The organism is Alistipes sp. CHKCI003 (genome assembly GCF_900021155.1).
GTDB classification, from domain to species: domain Bacteria; phylum Bacteroidota; class Bacteroidia; order Bacteroidales; family Rikenellaceae; genus Alistipes; species Alistipes excrementavium.
Genome location: NZ_FCNT01000079.1, coordinates 1 through 18,276 on the forward strand (window position 1 = coordinate 1; position 18,276 = coordinate 18,276).

The following is an 18,276-nucleotide window of genomic DNA, read 5'->3' on the forward strand; positions in this document are numbered from 1 at the left end:
GGGCCATTCGCCCACCTCCATGTCGCGCATGTCGGCGCCGTCGATCGTGAGACGAACGGCGGTGCGTACCTTGTGGAACCCGTAGCAGCCCGCGGCCCCCGGGTTGATGTGCAGCAGGTCGTGTACGGGGTCGTAGACGACTTTGAGGATGTGGGAGTGTCCCGCGACGAAGAGTTTGGGCCGCAGGGTTTCGATCTTTTGCAGCGCGCGCGGATCGTAGCGGCGCGGATAGCCTCCGATGTGGGTCATCAGCACGGGTACCTCCTCGCAGCGGAACGAGGCGAACTCGGGCCATGCGAGCCGCACGGCACCTCCGTCGATGTTGCCGTATACGGCCCGCAGCGGTTTGAAGCGGGCGATATGGTCTGCGAGCTCGGGCGAGCCGATGTCGCCGGCGTGCCAGATTTCGTCCACGTCGCGCAGGAATTCCTGCAGCGGAGCGTCGAAAGTGCCGTGGGTGTCGGAGAGGATGCCGATGCGTTTCATGAGCGGATGGGTTTTCGGACAAAGATACGAATAAGTCGGGCGCAAAAGCAAATCTATTTGCATTTTGCCGGGCGGAAATATCCGGGATGAAGTTAAAGGCGGCGGTAGGGCCGGCGATCCGTTTGATCCGGCCGGGGCGGACGTGCGCGGTTAGGGACGAACGGCGGACTGTCCTGCTGTTCTGCGGATCGGCCGGAAGCGGAACGGACCGTCCGTTCGCGGAGCGGGGCCGCCGGGTGTTACCGATATTTGTCTTTCCAGAGTTCGCGGATGCGTTCGGCGATTTTGAGTTCCTGTGCGTTGCTTTCGTTGGGCGTGTAGAATTTGGTGCCCGCGAGCGTCTCGGGCAGAAACTCCTGTTCGGCGAAGCCGCCCGCGTAATCGTGCGCATATTTGTAATCTTTGCCGTAGCCTTCGCGCTGCATGAGGCGGGTCGGTGCGTTGCGCAGGTGCAGCGGCACGGGACGGTTCGTCGTGTCGTGTTCGACGAGGGCGAGGGCCTTGTTGATGGCTGCGTAGGCCGAATTGCTCTTGGGGCTGGCGGCGAGGTAGATCGTCGTTTCGGCCAGCGGGATGCGCGCCTCGGGCATCCCGATCTTGTGGACCGTGTCGAAACAGGCGTTGGCCAGCAGCAGCGCATTGGGGTTGGCCAGACCGATGTCCTCCGCGGCGAGGATCACCAGCCGGCGGGCGATGAAGCGCGGTTCTTCGCCTCCGGCCAGCATCCGCGCCAGATAGTAGACGGCCGCGTTGGGATCGCTGCCGCGAACCGATTTGATGAAGGCCGAGATGACGTCGTAGTGCTGTTCGCCGTTTTTGTCGTAGAGGGCGATGTTCTGCTGGAGGCAGTCGGTAACGTAGCGGTCGGTGATCGTTACCTTGCCGTCGGATGCGCCGATCACGATGTCGAGGATGTTGAGCAGCTTGCGGGCGTCGCCGCCCGCGAAGCGGAACAGGGCGCCGGTCTCGTGCACCTCGATCTCGCGGGACTTCAGCTCGGCGTCGGTCGTAAGGGCCCGGTCGAGAAGCGTTTCGAGGTCCGCGTCCTCCATCGGTTTGAGCACATAGACCTGACAGCGGCTCAGCAGCGGAGAGATCACCTCGAACGATGGGTTTTCGGTCGTGGCGCCGATCAGCGTGAAGACCCCCTGTTCGACGGCTCCCAGCAGAGAGTCCTGCTGCGACTTGTTGAAGCGGTGGATTTCGTCGATGAACAGAAAGGGCGGTTTGGCGTCGAAGAAGCGTTGTTTTTTGGCCGCTTCGATTACTTCGCGCACGTCTTTCACGCCCGACGTAACGGCCGAGAGCGTGAAGAAGGGGCGCTGGAGCTGCGTGGCGACGATCTTCGCGAGGGTGGTCTTGCCCACGCCCGGAGGACCCCAGAGGATGAACGAGGGCACGTTGCCCGTTTCGAAGAATTTGCGGAATACGCCGTTCGGACCGACCAGATGCGACTGGCCGATGTATTGGTCGAGCGTTTTTGGGCGGAGGCGTTCTGCGAGCGGAGCGGACATAGGCATCGGAGTTATCGGGAGTCAAAGATACGAATAAGTCGAGAGCAAAAGCAAATTTATTTGATTTTGCCGGGCGGGAGTATCTAAGACGCAGTCAAAGGTACGAATAAGTCGGGTGCAAAAGCAAATGAATTCGGTTTTGCCGGGCGGAAGCATCTGAGACGCAACCGAAGGTCGAGATTTTCCCGCGGGTTTCCCGCGAACCGCAAAAATCATGCAGCTCCGTGCGCCGAAACCTTTTTTCGCTCCGGCCGGAGCGGGCTTCATCCCTAAGCAGGACCCGTTTCCGCGAGACTGCATGCGACCGGATTCGGCCGAAGCGGGGGCGCGGCGGCTAAAAAGCGAACCGTTCGGTCTTCATTTCGCCCAATTCGCGCAGGCGCGGAACGATGCGGAGAAAATGGGGAGCCTGCCGGTGAGCGTCGAGCGCCTCGGCGTCGCGCCATGTTTCGCAAATCATCAGCACGTCGGCACGTGTGGCGCTTTCGAATAGATCGTAGGCCACGCATCCTGCGTCTCGGAGCGAAGCGGCGACCAGTTCGCGGGCCAGCCGGACGAATTCGTTGCGATGTTCGTCCGTCGTGCGGACGAAAACGTTGAGTCGGATCATGTCTTTATTCCTTATTGATGGAGTGCCTTAGGGCGGCGATTGCTCTCGGGGGAGGGCGTGAGACGATGCCTTTCGATGCGGAAAGGCGTCGTCTCACGGTTCGCCTTCGTCGTGTTATTCGGGTTTCACCAGCGAGAGACGCAACTCGTCGAGCTGCGATCGGTCGATGGCCGACGGAGCGTCGAGCATCACGTCGCGGCCGGCGTTGTTCTTCGGAAAGGCGATGTAGTCGCGGATCGACTCCGCGCCGCCGAAGAGCGAGCACAGACGGTCGAACCCGAAGGCCAGACCGCCGTGGGGCGGGGCGCCGAACTTGAAGGCGTTCATCAGGAAGCCGAACTGCTCCTGCGCCCGTTCGGGCGTGAAGCCCAGCGCCTTGAAGATGCGGGCTTGGAGCGCGGCGTCGTGGATGCGGATCGAGCCTCCGCCGATCTCGGTGCCGTTGCAGACGAAGTCGTAGGCGTTGGCCCGCACGCGGCCCGGGTCGCTTTCGAGGTATTGCACGTCCTCGGGTTTGGGCGAGGTGAAGGGGTGGTGCATGGCGTAGAAGCGCTGCGTCTCGTCGTCCCACTCGAACATCGGGAAATCCACGATCCAGAGCGGCGCGAACCGCTTCGGGTCGCGCAGGCCGAGCTGCTGGGCCACTTCGAGGCGCAGGGCGCAGAGCTGCGCGAGCGCCTTGAACTTGGGGCCGCAGAGGACGAGGACCAGATCGCCGGCCCCGGCGCCGCAGCGAACGGCCATGGCGCGCACCTCGTCGGGCGTGTAGAACTTGTCGACGGAGGATTTGACGCTGCCGTCGGCCTCCATGCGGATCCAGACGAGCCCTTTGGCCCCCACCTGCGGGCGCTTCACGTAGTCGGTAAGGGCGTCGATCTGCTTGCGCGTGTAGCAGGCGCAGCCCGGGGCGGCGAAACCGACGACGTACTGCGCGTCGTCGAAGACGGAGAATCCGTGGCCGCGGGCGAGGTCCGTGAGGTCGGCGAACTCCATGCCGAAACGCAGGTCGGGCTTGTCCGAGCCGTACTTCTCCATCGCCTCGATCCACGGCATGCGGCGCAGCGGTTCGGCGAATTCGATGCCCATCACTTCGCGGAACATGTGCTTGGCCCAGCGTTCGAAGATTTCGAGCACGTCCTCCTGCTCGACGAACGACATCTCGCAGTCGATCTGCGTGAACTCGGGCTGGCGGTCGGCGCGCAGATCCTCGTCGCGGAAGCAGCGCACGATCTGGAAATATCTGTCGTAACCGGCTACCATGAGCAGTTGCTTGAGCGTCTGCGGCGATTGGGGCAGGGCGTAGAACTGGTTGGGGTTCATGCGGCTCGGGACGACGAAGTCGCGCGCACCCTCGGGCGTGGACCCGACCAGATAGGGGGTTTCGATTTCGAGGAACCCTTCCGCGTCGAGGAAGCGGCGGATCTCCTGCGCCATCTTGTGCCGCAGGATCATGTTGCGCTGCAAAGGCGGACGCCGCAGGTCGAGGTAGCGGTATTTCATGCGCAGGTCGTCGCCGCCGTCGGAGACCTCCTCGATGGTGAAGGGCGGGGTCTGGGCTTCGTTGAGGACGACGATCCGCTCGGCCGCCACTTCGATGTCGCCCGTGGGCATCTTGGGATTTTTCGACGAACGTTCGACGACGCGGCCCGTAACCTGCACGACGTATTCACGGCCCAGCGTCGCAGCCGTCTCGCGCACCTCGGCGGGCGAGTGCTCCTCGACGACCACCTGCGTGAGGCCGTAGCGGTCGCGCAGGTCGATGAAGGTCATGGCTCCGAGATTGCGCACCTTCTGCACCCAGCCGGCGAGGATGACGGTTTCGTTCACGTTTCCGGCTCTGAGGCAGCCGCATGTATGGGTTCTGTACATAATTGTTATAGCGGTTTGATTTTCGTTTTGTTTCGTAATCCGCAAAATTACGAAATAATTCGGGAATCCGTCGTCTCCGGCGCGGGTTTTTTATCGGGCGGTGCCGTTCCGAGCAGCCGGGGCGGAGGACGAACGGCCGTCCGTGGTGGCAAACGGATCGGAAGAGAGGCAAGTGCGGCGGCGGGACGATATCGAAAATTTCAATAATGAAGCGGCCGGAGACGGCTTATTTTCGAAACGAAGCGTCGGAATGGTTCGTTTTTGTTTTGCGGGCCGGATTATTTTCTTAACTTGCAGAAGATTTCCACGCACATGAACGAAATTTGACAACACTGCGAACTTTTCTATGGAGAAAATAAGATCGCTGGCCGATCTGGAGGGATCAAGGCGGCTGCGCTGCCCCGGATCGATCTGCGGGAGAGAAGCGACCGGAATTTCCCGGCGCAAACATGCGGGCGCGCATCGGGGACGCGGAAGATGCAAATACTGGTTTGCAGCGGCACGGGGTGCAACGCTTCGTCGAGCCGCACGATCGTCGAGCGGCTGCGCGAAGCGCTGCGCGCGGCCGGATTGGAGCGGGATGTAGAGGCGATTGCGACGGGTTGTTTCGGTTTCTGCGAGAAGGGGCCCGTCGTTAAGATCATTCCGGACAACACGTTCTACGTGCAGGTCGCACCCGAGGACGCGGCCGAGATCGTCGCCGAACATATCGTGGGGAGCCGCCGTGTGGAGCGGCTGCTCTACCGCGACCCCAAGGACGGCCGCCGCGTGAGCGACTCGAAGCATATGGATTTCTACAAGAAACAGCTTCGCGTGGCGCTGCGCAACTGCGGTTTCATCGACCCCGAGAACATCGACGAATACATCGCGCGCGACGGCTATGCCGCGCTGGCGCGCTGCCTGACGGAACGCACGCCCGACGATGTGATCGGCGAGATCGAGCGGTCGGGTCTTCGGGGCCGTGGCGGCGGCGGCTTCCCCACGGGGCTCAAATGGAAGCTGACGAGCCGCAGCCGCGCCGGCCGGAAATACGTGGTCTGCAATGCCGACGAGGGCGACCCGGGCGCGTTCATGGACCGTTCGATCATGGAGGGCGACCCCCACTCGATCATCGAGGCGATGGAGATCTGCGGGTACGGCATCGGAGCCGACGTGGGGCTGGTCTACATCCGTGCGGAGTATCCGCTGGCGGTCCGGCGCTTGAGGACGGCCATCGCGCAGGCCGAAGCCTGCGGACTGCTCGGCGAGCGCGTGTTCGGTACGGAGTTCAGCTTCCGCATCGAGATCCGCTACGGCGCCGGGGCCTTCGTCTGCGGCGAGGAGACGGCGCTGATCCGCTCGATGGAGGGCCGGCGCGGCGAGCCGACCATGAAGCCGCCCTTTCCGGCGGAGGCGGGCTATCTGGAGTGCCCGACGAACGTGAACAACGTGGAGACGCTGGCCAGCGTGCCGGTCATCATCACGCGCGGCGCCGAGTGGTTCGCGTCGATCGGCACCGAACGTTCGAAGGGCACGAAGGTCTTCGCGCTGGCGGGCAAGATCAACAACGTGGGGCTGATCGAGGTGCCGATGGGCACCACGCTGCGCGAGGTGATCTACGAAATCGGCGGCGGCATCAAGAACGGCAAGCGCTTCAAGGCCGTGCAGACGGGCGGCCCCTCGGGCGGCTGTCTCACGGAGAAGCACCTCGACACGCCGATCGACTTCGACAACCTCGTGGCCGCCGGTTCGATGATGGGCTCGGGCGGCATGATCGTCATGGACGAGGACGACTGCATGGTGGCCGTGGCGAAGTTCTACCTCGACTTCATCGTCGAGGAGTCGTGCGGCAAATGTACGCCCTGCCGCGTGGGCAACAAGCGCCTCAGCGAGATTCTGGAGAAGATCACCGCGGGCAAAGCCTCGATGGACGATCTGGAGCAGCTCCGCATCCTGAGCGGCGTCATCAAAGACACGGCCCTCTGCGGACTGGGGCAGACGTCGCCCAATCCCGTGATCTCGACGCTCGAACACTTCTACGACGAATACGTGGCCCACGTCGCGGACAAGTGTTGTCCGGCCAAGCGCTGCAAACCGCTGCTCACCTATTACATCAACCCCGAGATCTGCGTGGGCTGCACGGTCTGCTCGCGCAACTGCCCGGCGGATGCCGTCGTGGGCGAGCGCAAGAAACCCCACGTAATAAACCCGGCGCTCTGCGTGCGGTGCGGCACCTGCATCGAAAAGTGCCGTTTCAAAGCCATCGGAGTCAAATAACGAATATCACGGACCGACACACATGGAACAGAACGTAACGCTTCGGATAGACAAACATACCGTGCGCGTGCCTGCCGGGACGACCGTGCTCGACGCGGCCCGCAGCGTGGGCATAGACATCCCGACCCTGTGCCACATCGACTTGAAAGAGCTCTGCATCCGCAGTGCGCCCGCATCGTGCCGCGTGTGCGTGGTGGAGATCGAGGGGTTCAAAAAACTGATGCCCGCCTGCGTAACGAAATGCACGGAGGGGATGACGGTGCGCACGAGCACCGTGCGGGTGTTGAACGCCCGCCGGACGGTCGTGGAGCTGATCCTCTCCGACCACGCCAACGAATGCCTCGTCTGCCCCAAGTCGGGCAGCTGCGATTTGCAGAGCCTCGCCGTGCGGGTGAACGTGCGTCGGATCCCCTATGCCGGCGGAGCCTTTTCGGCGCAGAAACACGAAATGTCGCCTTCGATCGTGCGAGATATGAACAAATGCGTCTACTGCCGCCGCTGCGAGACGATGTGCAACGAGATACAGACCGTCGGTGCGCTGGCTGCCGTGAACCGCGGATTCGAATCGACCGTTGCGCCCGAAGGCGGGCGCAACCTCTCCGATTCGGAGTGCACCTATTGCGGGCAGTGCGTGGCGGTGTGCCCCGTGGGGGCGCTCACGGAGGCGGACCATACCGAGCGCCTGCTCGCCGATCTGGCCGATCCGCACAAGACGGTGATCGTGCAGACGGCGCCCGCCGTGCGTGCGGCGCTGGGTGAGGAGTTCGGGTTCGAGCCCGGGACGTCCGTAACGGGCCGTATGGCGGCCGCACTCCGACAGTTGGGCTTCGCCAAGGTTTTCGACACGGATTTCGCCGCCGACCTGACGGTCGTGGAGGAGAGCGCGGAGCTGCTTGACCGTCTCGTACGCTTCCTCGGCGGGGATAGGAGCGTGTGTCTGCCGATCCTCACGTCGTGCTGTCCGGCGTGGGTCAACTTCTTCGAACACCAGTTCCCCGATCTGCCGGGCTTCCCCTCCACGGCCCGTTCGCCGCAGCAGATGTTCGGTTCGGTGGCCAAGAACCTCTGGGCGCGGCAGGAGGGCATCCGCCGCGAGGAGCTCGTGGTGGTGTCGGTCATGCCTTGTCTGGCGAAAAAATACGAATGCATGCGTCCGGAGTTCGGCCTCGGCGGCGATCCCGACGTGAACTACTCGCTCACGACGCGCGAGCTGGCGCGGCTCATCCGGCGGGCCAACATCGACTTCGTCCGGCTGCCGGACGAGGAGTTCGACGCTCCGCTGGGCGCATCGACCGGTGCCGGCGTCATCTTCGGCGCTTCGGGCGGCGTGATGGAGGCCGCGCTCCGCACGGCTTACGAACTCCGTACGGGCCGGGAGCTGCAAAGGGTCGAGTTCGAGACCGTGCGCGGACTCGAAGGACTGAAGCGGGCGACGGTCGATCTGGACGGCTTCCGTCTGAAGATCGGCGTGGCGCACGGACTGGGCAATGCCCGCCGGCTGCTCGAAGAGATCCGCAGCGGCCGCAGCGAGTACCACGCCATCGAGATCATGGCCTGCCCGGGCGGCTGCATCGGCGGCGGCGGGCAGCCGTTCCACCACGGCCGCGGCGAAGTGCTCCGGGCCCGCATGGAGGCGCTCTACCGCGAGGATCGCGCGAAGGCTGTGCGCAAGTCGCACCGCAATCCCTCGGTCGTGCGGCTCTACGGGGAGTGGCTCGGCAAACCGCTGAGCGAGCGGGCCCGCCGGCTGCTCCATACCCGCTATTTCAACCGATCGGAATAAATTCCACAGCCATGAGCGGATACAAGATAGCATGCGATAAACTGAAGGAGCTCGACGCCATCTGCGAGGAGTTCGGCGACCGTCCGGGCGAACTCATCAACATCCTGCACAGAGCGCAGGATCGTTTCGGCTACCTGCCCGAGGAGGTGCAGCGGGTCATCGCCCGCAGGCTCGGCATCCCCGCGGCGAAGGTCTACGGCGTGGTAACGTTCTACTCGTTTTTCACGATGACTCCCAAGGGCGAGCATCCCGTTTCGGTCTGCATGGGGACGGCCTGCTACGTGCGCGGCGCCGAGAAGGTGCTCGACGAATTCCGGCGTCTGCTGAAGATCGACGTGGGGCAGACCACGGCCGACAACAAGTTCTCGCTGTCGAGTCTCCGCTGCGTCGGCGCCTGCGGCCTTGCGCCGGTGGTGATGATCGGCAAGAAGGTCTACGGACAGGTCGTGCCCGACGACGTGGAACGCATCCTGCGGGAGTTGGATGGCGATAGATGCTGACCCGTTTCATTGAGCCGGACGCGGAGCCGAACTCGTGCGGCTCTGTCGGGCTCTGTTGGGCGGGAAGACGGGGCGGAAAACGGAGCGCTCGTGCGGAGCCGGAGGAGCGGACTGCGGTCCGGCGGACGGGCTTTCGGACCGTCCGCCGGAAGCGTTGTGCCGCAGGGCGCGCTTCGCCCGGAATTCCGTCGGAGAGTGCGTATTGCCCCGGAATGTATTATTTTTGTGCGGATTTCGTGCGGACCGGATGCGGAACCGCACGGTGTGCGGCCGCTCCGGATGCCTCCCGATGCCGGAGGCGGGGCGTGATTGCACTGTTTTTGTTTGAACGGAAGACGATGATGGAACGGAACGAAGTAATCGACGAACGGTTCATGCGGCTGGCGCTGGCCGAGGCCCGCAAGGCGTTCGATGCGGGCGAGGTGCCCATCGGGGCCGTGGTCGTGTCAGGCGGCGCCGTCGTGGGACGCGGCCACAATCTGGTGGAGACGCTCTCCGATCCCACGGCGCATGCCGAGATGCAGGCCCTGACCGCCGCCGCAACGACGCTCGGCGGCAAGTATCTGGCGGATTGCACGCTCTACGTAACGGTCGAGCCCTGCATCATGTGCGCCGGAGCGATCGGCTGGAGCCAGATCGGGCGGATCGTGTGGGGCGCCGACGATCCGAAGAAGGGTTACCGCCGCTATTCGGAGGCGGTGTTCCATCCGAAGGCGTCCGCTGCGGGCGGTGTTTTGCGGGCCGAATGCGAGGAGCTCATGCACAATTTTTTCGCGCAATTGCGCGTTTAGATTTTGGGGAAATCCGAAAAAACGTTACTTTTGTGTCCAATGTGCCTTTGCGGTGCATCCGAACCTGAAAAATTAAAGCGTAATAGGAAAAATGAAAAGACTTTTTGTATCCGCAATCGCGCTGTTTGCGACGCTTTCGCTCTCGGCGCAGGATTTCACGGCGCTGTACAACGAGGCGGCGACCGCTTACACGAGCAAGAATTTCGCGGCTGCGGCCGCCAGCTTCCAGAAGTTGATCGACGAGGGCACCGGCTCGCCCGAGGCCGCCGATCTGGTCGCAACGGCCAAGGCGACACTCCCCAAATGCTACTTCCAGTTGGGCGGCATGGCTTTCAAGAGCCAGAATTTCGACGAGGCGCTGGCCAATTTCGAAAAGTCGGCCGAACTGGCCGATCTGTACGGTGACTACACCCAGATGCAGAAGTCGAACACTTGGGTGGCCAACATCTATCAGGTGCAGGGCGGCGAAGCCTTCAACAGCAAGGATTATGCTGCGGCGGCCGAGATTTTCGCCAAAGGATACGCGGCCAATCCCCGCAATACGGATATGGCGCTCAATCTGGCGATGAGCTACTGCGAACTCGCCGTGGCGAACAACGACATGGCGCAGTATGAAAAGGGAATGGAGGTTTACGAGAACGTTGCCGCCATGAAGGGTCCCAAGTACGACGAGGATGCCGCGAAGGCCGTGGAGATGATGGCTCTCTACACCAACAACATGGTGGCCAAGATGCAGCAGGCGGGCGATACGGACGGCATCATCGCTATGGCCGATGCGCTGCTTGCGAAGAATCCGGTGAATCCCACGGCGCAGAAGGTCCGTCTGCAGGCCTATGCCGACAAGAAAGACTATGCGAAGGTGATCGAACTGGGCGAAGAGGCGGCCGCTGCTCAGACCAATGACGAGGATAAGGGATATGTATATCTTGCGTTGGGCGCTGCATACAACGCCAAGGAGATGAAGCCGCAGGCCATCGCCGCATTCGAGAAGGTGGTCGCGGGACCTGCCGTGGAGCCTGCGAAGGCCGCGCTCGCCGAACTGAAAAAATAACCGGATCGGCCGCAGACAGTGAGAGGAGGGCTTCGGCCCTCTTTTTTTGTGCCGCGGCGGCCCGTCCCGCCCCATGCTGTTCCGTGCGGATGCGCCGGCCGAAAAGGTCTCCGGCACCCCGGACTTTTGTGGGACGGGTCCGTAAAACGTCTGGACCCTTCCGGCCGCTTCCCGGCTCCGGAAGAGGCGGAACGGTCGGCTGCACGCCGTATTCGGGCGCGCAGCCTCTTGCGGCCCGTTTTTTGCTCGGGGATGGGTCCGGATGGGAGGTCGGACCCGAGATGACAGCCGCGGTTTATCCTTCGTCCGCTACATTGCGCTTTATGCGCTCCAGTCCGCTGCGCATGAGCGGGGTTTCCCCGAAGCATGACGCGAACTCCCCGCAGCTCATCGCGGTCCAAGCGTCGGCGTCCAGCGCCGTCGGATCGAAAAGGGGGTCGAATACCGGATTGGAGTGCATGGGCGCTTTTCGGTTGTAGGGACAGCAGCTCAGGCACTCGTCGCAGCCGAAAATCCAGCCGTGGAGGGCGATCGGAGCGGCGGGTTCCCGCTCGATGGTGTGGCAGGAGATGCAGCGTGCCGTGTCGATCGTGCGGGGTGCGACGATCGCACCTGTCGGACAACTGTCGATGCAGTTGCGGCAGCGGCCGCACCGCGATCCTTCGAAAGGAGGGTCGTAGGCGTCCGCTCGGTCCGTGAGGAGCAGTTCGCCCAGCAGCACGTAGGAGCCGTAGCGGGGCGTTACGAGCAACGACTGGCGGCCGATCCATCCCAGACCGGCTTCGACGGCGAGTTGTTTTTCCAGCACAGGCGCCGTATCGCAGAACAGGCGTCCGCCGAGACGGGGGTATTCCGTACGCAGGGCGTCGAACAGCGTGCCGAGCATGCGTCTGATCGTCGTGTGGTAATCCTTCGTGCAGGCATAGGAGGCGATCTTCGTCCGGCACCCGTCGGGATAGCCCTCGCCGAACCGGTTTTTGTAGCTTACGGCGCAGACCACGGCCGTCTCGGCTCCTTCGACCAGACGGCGCGGATCGAACCGCTTGTCGAGGTTGCGTTCGAGGTAGCCCAGCGACGACTGATAGCCGCGTGCGAGCCAGTCGCGGAAGCGGGCTTCGTTGTCGGCGAAGTGGCGGCATGAGGCCACGCCGCAGAGGTCGAAGCCCGCTTCCGCGGCGAATTTTTTGATAGCTTCGGTCCGGATCATGACAATAATTTGGTACAAAGGTAACGTTTTTATGGTGTATAATTCGTACCTTTGCCGCGACTCCGTTATTTCCGGATAGCGGATAATATTGGAAAACAATATGGCTATAGATACGCTTTACGAGCTCGTCCGGCACAGCGTCCGGATGTTCCCGAACAAGGTCGCATACGAGATGTGCGACGGCGAAAAGGTTACCTATGCCGAGGTCGGCGCGCGAATCGCCAAGGTGCAGGAAATGCTCGTTTCGGCCGGTCTGGAGCCCGGCGACAAAGTGGCGCTGCTCAGCAGCAATATGCCCAACTGGGGTGTTTCGTACTTCGCCGTTACGACGGCCGGCATGGTCGCCGTACCGATTCTGCCCGATTTTTCGGACGACGAGCTGGACCGGATCATCGCCCATTCCGAATGCAAGGCGCTGTTGGTGTCGGACCGCCTCTTCACCAAACTTTCGAAACGGACGGTCGAGTCGCTCAATGTCGTGATCCGCACCAAGAATCTCGGCATCATCTCGCAGAAGGTCTCCCGAACCGGCGGAACGCATGTGCCCGCGCCCGACGATCTGGCGGTCATCATCTACACGTCGGGCACCACCTCGAAACCCAAGGGGGTGATGCTGACCCACAAGGCCCTGTGTGCGCAGGTCGGGCTCAGTTCGTCGATCTTCCCCGTCGTGCCCGACGACGTGTTCCTGTCGGTGCTTCCGCTGTCGCACACCTACGAGTGTTCGATCGGCATGATCTACCCCTTCTCGATGGGGGCCCGCGTCGTCTACCTCGACCGTCCGCCTACGGCTTCGGTGCTGATGCCCGTGTTGAAGCGAGTCAGACCCACGGTGATGTTGATCGTGCCGCTCATTATCGAGAAAATCTACCGACATCAGGTGCTCGCCAAGTTCCGGTCCAACGGTTTCTGGCGCACGCTTTATAAGGTAGGGTTCATGCGCCGCTATCTCCACCGCGTAGCGGGCCGTAAGCTCATGGAGGTGTTCGGAGGCCGTCTGCGGTTCCTCGGCATCGGCGGAGCGAAACTCGACCGCGGGACGGAGGCGTTCCTGCTCGAAGCCCGCATCCCTTATGCCATCGGTTACGGTCTCACGGAGACCGCTCCGCTGCTGGCCGGCGCCGCGCCGTCGCAGGTGCGTCTCGGATCGACCGGACCGCAGGCGCCGGGAGTCGAACTGCGGCTCGAAAACGTCAATCCCGCGACGCGGCAGGGCGAGATCGTGGCCCGCACGCCCAGCGTCATGCTCGGGTATTACAAGAATCCCGAAGCCACGGCCGAGGTCTTCACGGCCGACGGTTGGTTCCGCACGGGCGACTTGGGCGAATTCGACAAGGACGGGTGGCTTTATATCAAGGGCCGTCTGAAAAATATGATCGTGGGGCCGAGCGGCGAGAATATCTATCCCGAGGAGATCGAGAGCGTGCTCAATACGCACGTCTACATCTCCGATTCGATCGTTACCGAACAGGAGGGGCGGCTCGTGGCGCTCGTACACTTCAACACCGAGGCGCTCGAAGCCAAGTTCGAAGGCTGGCGCGAAGAATGGGAAGAGAAGAAAGAGGAGTGGGAGGCCCGGATGGAGCAGCTCAAGAAGGAGATCGTGGACTACGTGAATGCCAAAGTCAACCGCTTTTCGCGTATCTCGGAGGTCGTGGAGGAGAAAGACGAATTCATCAAAACCCCGACCCAGAAGATCCGGAGGTTTCTGTACAGCGGTAAAAATACGAAAGAGGCCGACGGCGGCCGGACGAGCGGCGGCGGGGCCGTGCGTTCCGAAGCGGGCGATCCCGATCGGGCTTCCTGAGCGCGTCCGATTCCGGGATTGCGGTGCGACGTTGCGAGACTGCGGGACGTCGACCGCGGCGGGCGATTTCGTTTCTGCAAATGTGGAGGACGACTGTCTGCCAAGTTTTCGCCCCCCCCCTGAGAAGTGCCGGTTCGGAAAAAACCTTGAAACATACGTATGGAAGGGGCTGTCTAACAAGTTTTTTCAACCCTCTGAGAATTGCGCATCCGGGAAAGTTCCCGATGAGCAGTACGAATGAAAAAAGGGGCTTGTCTAACAAGTCCCGAAAATCGGAAATCACCCCTGCCAGAATGAATTCTGGCAGGGGTGAAATCGTTGAAATCAGACTTGTTAGACAGACAGCCCCTTTTCGAGCGGCCTGCGACGCCGTCTGCCGGTCTTCCCTCGCTCAGGGTTGGGGAGCCGGTCGGAGCGAGTCGGCCGATGTCCGGTCGCCTACGTCGTAGAGTTCGGCGTCGGAGGCGCCCAGCGTCCGGAAATAGGCGTTCAGCTCGGCGACGATCTCCGTGCGGCCGGCGTAGGCCGCGAGGTGGTAGAGGTTCCACAGCATGTCGTACTTGTCGAGCATCACATCGTTCACCATATCGGCCTGCACCCCTTCGAATTGCAGGTAATATTCGATATAACCGATCAGATTGTCGATATATTCCCGCATCAGCGCGTCGCCTTTCTCGATGGCTCCCTCCGCCTTCATGGCTCCCGCGGCATAGTAGGCCTCGATGTAGGGATAGGTGTTGGACTCCGTGAAGCGGATCTGCGACGTGGGCAGTTTGGCGAGGCCCGCATCGAGCAGTTCGACCGCCCGATCGGTCTCGCCGCGGCGCAGCAGTTCTTTGGCCGTGCGGGCGAAGGCGTCGCGGGAGCGGGAGGCCCCGAGATTGTACTGGATGAAGTAGTCGACATAGACGCGCGGATCGGCCAGATTCCCGTAGCGGAAACCCCGCTCCCCTTCGCCCAACAGCAGCGGGGCCGTGTAGTCGGGATCAATGCGTCCGATTTCGAGCGTCCGGCGGTCGACGGGCGTGAGGATCGGCACGAAGCGGTAGGCGTAGCCGTCGAACTGGAGGTAGTCGAGCAGACCCAGCGCTTGAAAGATATAAGGCTGCGTGAGGTAGATGGGACGCTTCCATTCGAAGTTGGCCAGCATGTCGAGAATCATCAGTTCGTTCTTGTCGAGCGAGGACTTGGTGATGTTCAGATAGACCGTGTCGACCATAAGATCGCGGTCCGCCTCCTTGACGATGCCCGAGGCGACGGCGTTCTCCTTGTCGACCGGCAGGGCGATCCGCCGCGTGGGGATGAAGTCGGTCAGTTCCCCGTTCGAGAGTATGCGTTTGCTGTCGGGGTGGTCCGTCGCCACGAAGTCGATCACCTCCCGAATGTCCACGGGGCGTTTGATGTCGTCGGTTACGGGCAGCCAGTCGTTCACGAAGGTGTATTTGCTTTTGGGCAGCGAGAAGGGCACGGGAGCCGCTTCGTTGGCCCGCGTTTTCATCTCGTCGATGTACCACTCGCCGCCGAGGTAGGAGGTGTTCATCACCCGCACGTCGGTGCGCACGCCGTCGACCTCCTGATTGAACCACAAGGGGAAAGTGTCGTTGTCGCCGTAGTTGAGGATGATCGAGTTGGGCAGCGTCGACTGGAGGTAGTTCCAACCGATGTCGCGCGCGAAGGTGCGGTGCGAACGGTCGTGGTCGTCCCAGTTCTGGGCCGCCAGAAGGGTCGGAATGCCCAGACAGAGGAGCGCAGCCGCTCCGGACAGAAGCGGGGTGCTGCGGCGGAACAGTTTTTCGAGCAGCGCCTTGACGGCCAGTACGCCGAAGCCGATCCAGATGGCGAAGGCGTAGAACGAACCGGCGTAGACGTAGTCGCGTTCGCGGGGTTCGGCCGGCGAGGTGTTGAAGTAGACCACCAGCGCGATGCCCGTCATGATGAAGAGCCACATGACGATCGTGAAGTTGCGCTGGTCGCGGTTGAGCTGGTAAACGAGGCCGACGAGCCCCAGCAGGAACGGCAGGAAGTAGTAGGTGTTGCGTCCCCGGTTGCCGGCCACCTCGGGAGGAAGGTTCTCCTGCGGACCGACGAACTTCTCGTCGATCCACCGGATGCCCGACAGCCAGTTGCCGTCGGTGATGGGCGACCTCGACGGCTGTATGTCGCTCTGCCGTCCGACGAAATTCCACAGGAAGTAGCGCCAGTACATGTAGCTGAGCTGGTAGTTGAAGAAATAGTTGAGGTTTTCGGCGAAGGTCGGTTCGAGGATCGCATAGGACTCGCCGTCGGCCGTGGTGTAGATGCGCTTGCGGCCGAAGTCGAGCACTTCGCCGCGCTGGGGACGCCCCTGCGGGTCGCGGAGAATCTCGCCGTTCTCGTCGCGCAGCACCTCGGTGCGGGTGCGGTAGGCCGCCCACGGCTTGTAGTCTTCGTCGGAGAACTTGTAGTTCCACATGCGCGGGAAGAGGTGCATGAATTCGGCGTCGTGCTCCATGCCCGTGAGGACGGAGGCTTTTTTATACTTGCCGTCTTCGTCCAGATAGTAGAGCGTCTTGGACTTGAAGTCCGAGGGCGGGGCCGAGTAGTAGGCGCCGTAGAGCAGTGGGCGGTCGCCGTACTGGTCGCGGTTGAGCAGCGAGAGCAGGGCGTGGGGGTTGTCGGGGTTGTTGCTGTTCATCGGGGGATTGGCCGCGGCGCGGATCGTTACGGAGGCGTAGGAGGAGTAGCCCACCAGAATCATCGTCGTGCTGAGCAGGATGATGTTCCACACCGTTTTGCCGCGCCGGTAGGTCGCCCACGAGGCCCATCCGAGACCGCCGATGAGCGCCAGTGCGAAGACCGTCATGCCCGAATTGACCGGAAGCCCCAGCGCGTTGACGAAGAAGACATCGACCATCGCTCCGATGTAGACCGAGTAGGGCATGATGATGCCGTTGATGGCCAGCAGGATGGCGCCCGCGACGAGTGTGGCGCAGACTACGCCTTTGAGCGTAATCCGGTCCGTCTTGCGGAAGTAGTAGATGAAGACCAGTGCGGGGATCGTCAGCAGGTTGAGGATGTGGACGCCGATCGACAGTCCCATCAGATAGGCGATCAGCACGATCCAGCGCGAGGAATGGGGTTCGTCGGCCTGTTCCTCCCATTTGAGCATGAGCCACACCACGAGCGCCGTGAACATCGACGACAGAGAGTAGACCTCGCCTTCGACGGCCGAGAACCAGAACGTGTCGGTGAAGGTGTAGGCCAGCGCTCCGACGGCTCCGGCGCCGAGGATGCCCCAAGCGTTTGCGGGGGAGAGCTCCATGCCGTTGCGCTCCGCCAGACGGCGGGCGAGGTGGGTGATCGTCCAGAACAGAAAGAGGATGCAGAATGCCGAAGCGAGGCAGTTCATGGCGTTGACCATGTGGGGCACGTAGTGCGTCGAGGGGGCCAGCAGAGTCGCCAGCCGCGCCAGTATCATGAAGAGCGGCGCCCCGGGCGGGTGCCCGACTTCGAGTTTATAGGAGGTGGCGATGAACTCCGAGCAGTCCCATAGGCTCGACGAGGGTTCCATCGTCATCAGATAGGTCAGCGCCGCGACGGCGAATACGACCCAGCCGATGATGTTGTTCCAGCGTTTGTAGAGGTGCATGATTATGTGGTTTCTCGTGTGATTTCCCGCAAAAGTAATCATTTAACGCCGAATATCCATCATTATTGCCTCTAAATTCTGCGCGGCGGACTTTGCGGCTGTGCAATCGGCTGGAAAACGATTCCGCCGTGCGGCCGGCATGCGGGGTGTCGGGGCGCCGGAGGGGATGTCCGGCATTCGGGCAGGCGGACGGGCGGCGGCCCGTTTGCTTTCGGGTCCGTCCGCCTGCCGGGCCATCCGCCCGCTTATCCGTCCGCTCCTCTGTTCGCCCTCCTGTCCGCCGGCCCGTTTGCTTTCGGGGCCGTTTATTTGCCGGGCCAGCCGTCCGCTTATCCGTCCGCTCGTTTGTCTGGCGGTTCAGCCGTTTATTCGTCTGCTCCGGTTCGTTTCGAAGCGATCCGGGTCGGGAGCGCACGCGCGGTCTTCGGACGGAAGGGGCGTCCGACAAGTTTTTTTGATCCCTCTGAGAATTGCATATTCGGAGATAACACGAATAAACGGTGTGAATGAATGGGCTGTATAATAAATTATATTACAGCGATTTAACCTCTGTGGGAATGAATTCTGACAGGGTTGATTTCCGATTTTCGGGACTTGTTAGACAGCCCTTTGCCGCCGCCGTTCCTGTTATCGCCCGCCGGAGGTTTCGAGGCGGCACCCTTTTCGATCGGGTGTTTCGACAGACGAACGTTTTGCGCGGGGCCGCCTCCCGATTATTCCTTTAGGGTATTCGTCGTAAAAGGTTGGTCCGTCGAAGGCTTTTTCGCCTTCGAA

General features: G+C 62.1%; 12 protein-coding genes. 6 read left to right on the forward strand and 6 right to left on the reverse strand.

The window, feature by feature from the left end; translation table 11 throughout:
• The 4 genes from BN3659_RS10120 to aspS all read right to left on the reverse strand — a co-directional run.
• Positions 1-486 (reverse strand): metallophosphoesterase family protein (locus BN3659_RS10120; protein ID WP_091536780.1); only part of this gene is annotated, 486 nt, incomplete at its 3' end.
• Between the two features lie 239 nt (positions 487-725).
• The gene (locus BN3659_RS10125) at positions 726-2,000 is read right to left on the reverse strand and encodes a replication-associated recombination protein A (RefSeq protein ID WP_091536694.1); all 1,275 of its coding nucleotides are present in this window, start codon (positions 1,998-2,000) and stop codon (positions 726-728) included.
• Positions 2,001-2,334: 334 nt separating this feature from the next.
• Positions 2,335-2,610: a putative quinol monooxygenase gene (locus tag BN3659_RS10130; protein ID WP_091536696.1), complete on the reverse strand. Its 276-nt coding sequence runs from the start codon at positions 2,608-2,610 to the stop codon at positions 2,335-2,337.
• Between the two features lie 114 nt (positions 2,611-2,724).
• Positions 2,725-4,479: an aspartate--tRNA ligase gene (aspS, locus tag BN3659_RS10135; protein WP_091536698.1), complete on the reverse strand. Its 1,755-nt coding sequence runs from the start codon at positions 4,477-4,479 to the stop codon at positions 2,725-2,727.
• Positions 4,480-4,956: 477 nt separating this feature from the next.
• Here aspS and BN3659_RS10140 point away from each other — a divergent pair, with 477 nt between their 5' ends.
• From BN3659_RS10140 to BN3659_RS10160, 5 genes are all read left to right on the forward strand, one after another.
• Positions 4,957-6,735 carry an NADH-quinone oxidoreductase subunit NuoF gene (locus tag BN3659_RS10140; RefSeq protein WP_091536699.1) on the forward strand — a complete coding sequence of 593 codons (1,779 nt, stop codon included), beginning with the start codon at positions 4,957-4,959 and terminating at the stop codon, positions 6,733-6,735.
• 22 nt (positions 6,736-6,757) lie between these two features.
• A complete protein-coding gene (locus BN3659_RS10145) occupies positions 6,758-8,518 on the forward strand; it encodes an NADH-dependent [FeFe] hydrogenase, group A6 (protein WP_091536701.1) in 1,761 nt (586 codons plus the stop codon).
• 11 nt (positions 8,519-8,529) lie between these two features.
• Positions 8,530-9,018: an NADH-quinone oxidoreductase subunit NuoE family protein gene (locus tag BN3659_RS10150; RefSeq protein ID WP_091536703.1), complete on the forward strand. Its 489-nt coding sequence runs from the start codon at positions 8,530-8,532 to the stop codon at positions 9,016-9,018.
• 341 nt (positions 9,019-9,359) lie between these two features.
• Positions 9,360-9,809: a nucleoside deaminase gene (locus BN3659_RS10155; RefSeq protein WP_091536782.1), complete on the forward strand. Its 450-nt coding sequence runs from the start codon at positions 9,360-9,362 to the stop codon at positions 9,807-9,809.
• Between the two features lie 91 nt (positions 9,810-9,900).
• Positions 9,901-10,860 (forward strand): tetratricopeptide repeat protein, encoded by a 960-nt coding sequence (locus tag BN3659_RS10160; protein ID WP_091536704.1) that lies wholly within the window; start codon positions 9,901-9,903, stop codon positions 10,858-10,860.
• A 295-nt stretch (positions 10,861-11,155) separates the two neighbouring features.
• Here the strand turns inward: BN3659_RS10160 and queG are convergent, their stop codons facing one another.
• On the reverse strand, positions 11,156-12,067 hold the full coding sequence (gene queG / locus BN3659_RS10165; RefSeq protein WP_091536706.1) for a tRNA epoxyqueuosine(34) reductase QueG: 912 nt from the start codon (positions 12,065-12,067) through the stop codon (positions 11,156-11,158).
• 100 nt (positions 12,068-12,167) lie between these two features.
• On the opposite strand from queG, the gene BN3659_RS10170 reads away from it, so the two are divergent.
• The gene (locus BN3659_RS10170; RefSeq protein WP_091536708.1) at positions 12,168-13,874 is read left to right on the forward strand and encodes an AMP-binding protein; all 1,707 of its coding nucleotides are present in this window, start codon (positions 12,168-12,170) and stop codon (positions 13,872-13,874) included.
• A gap of 391 nt (positions 13,875-14,265) precedes the next feature.
• Here BN3659_RS10170 and BN3659_RS10175 read toward each other — a convergent pair whose 3' ends face one another.
• Positions 14,266-17,502 (reverse strand): glycosyltransferase family 117 protein, encoded by a 3,237-nt coding sequence (locus BN3659_RS10175; RefSeq protein ID WP_091536709.1) that lies wholly within the window; start codon positions 17,500-17,502, stop codon positions 14,266-14,268.
• Positions 17,503-18,276 lie beyond the last annotated feature (774 nt).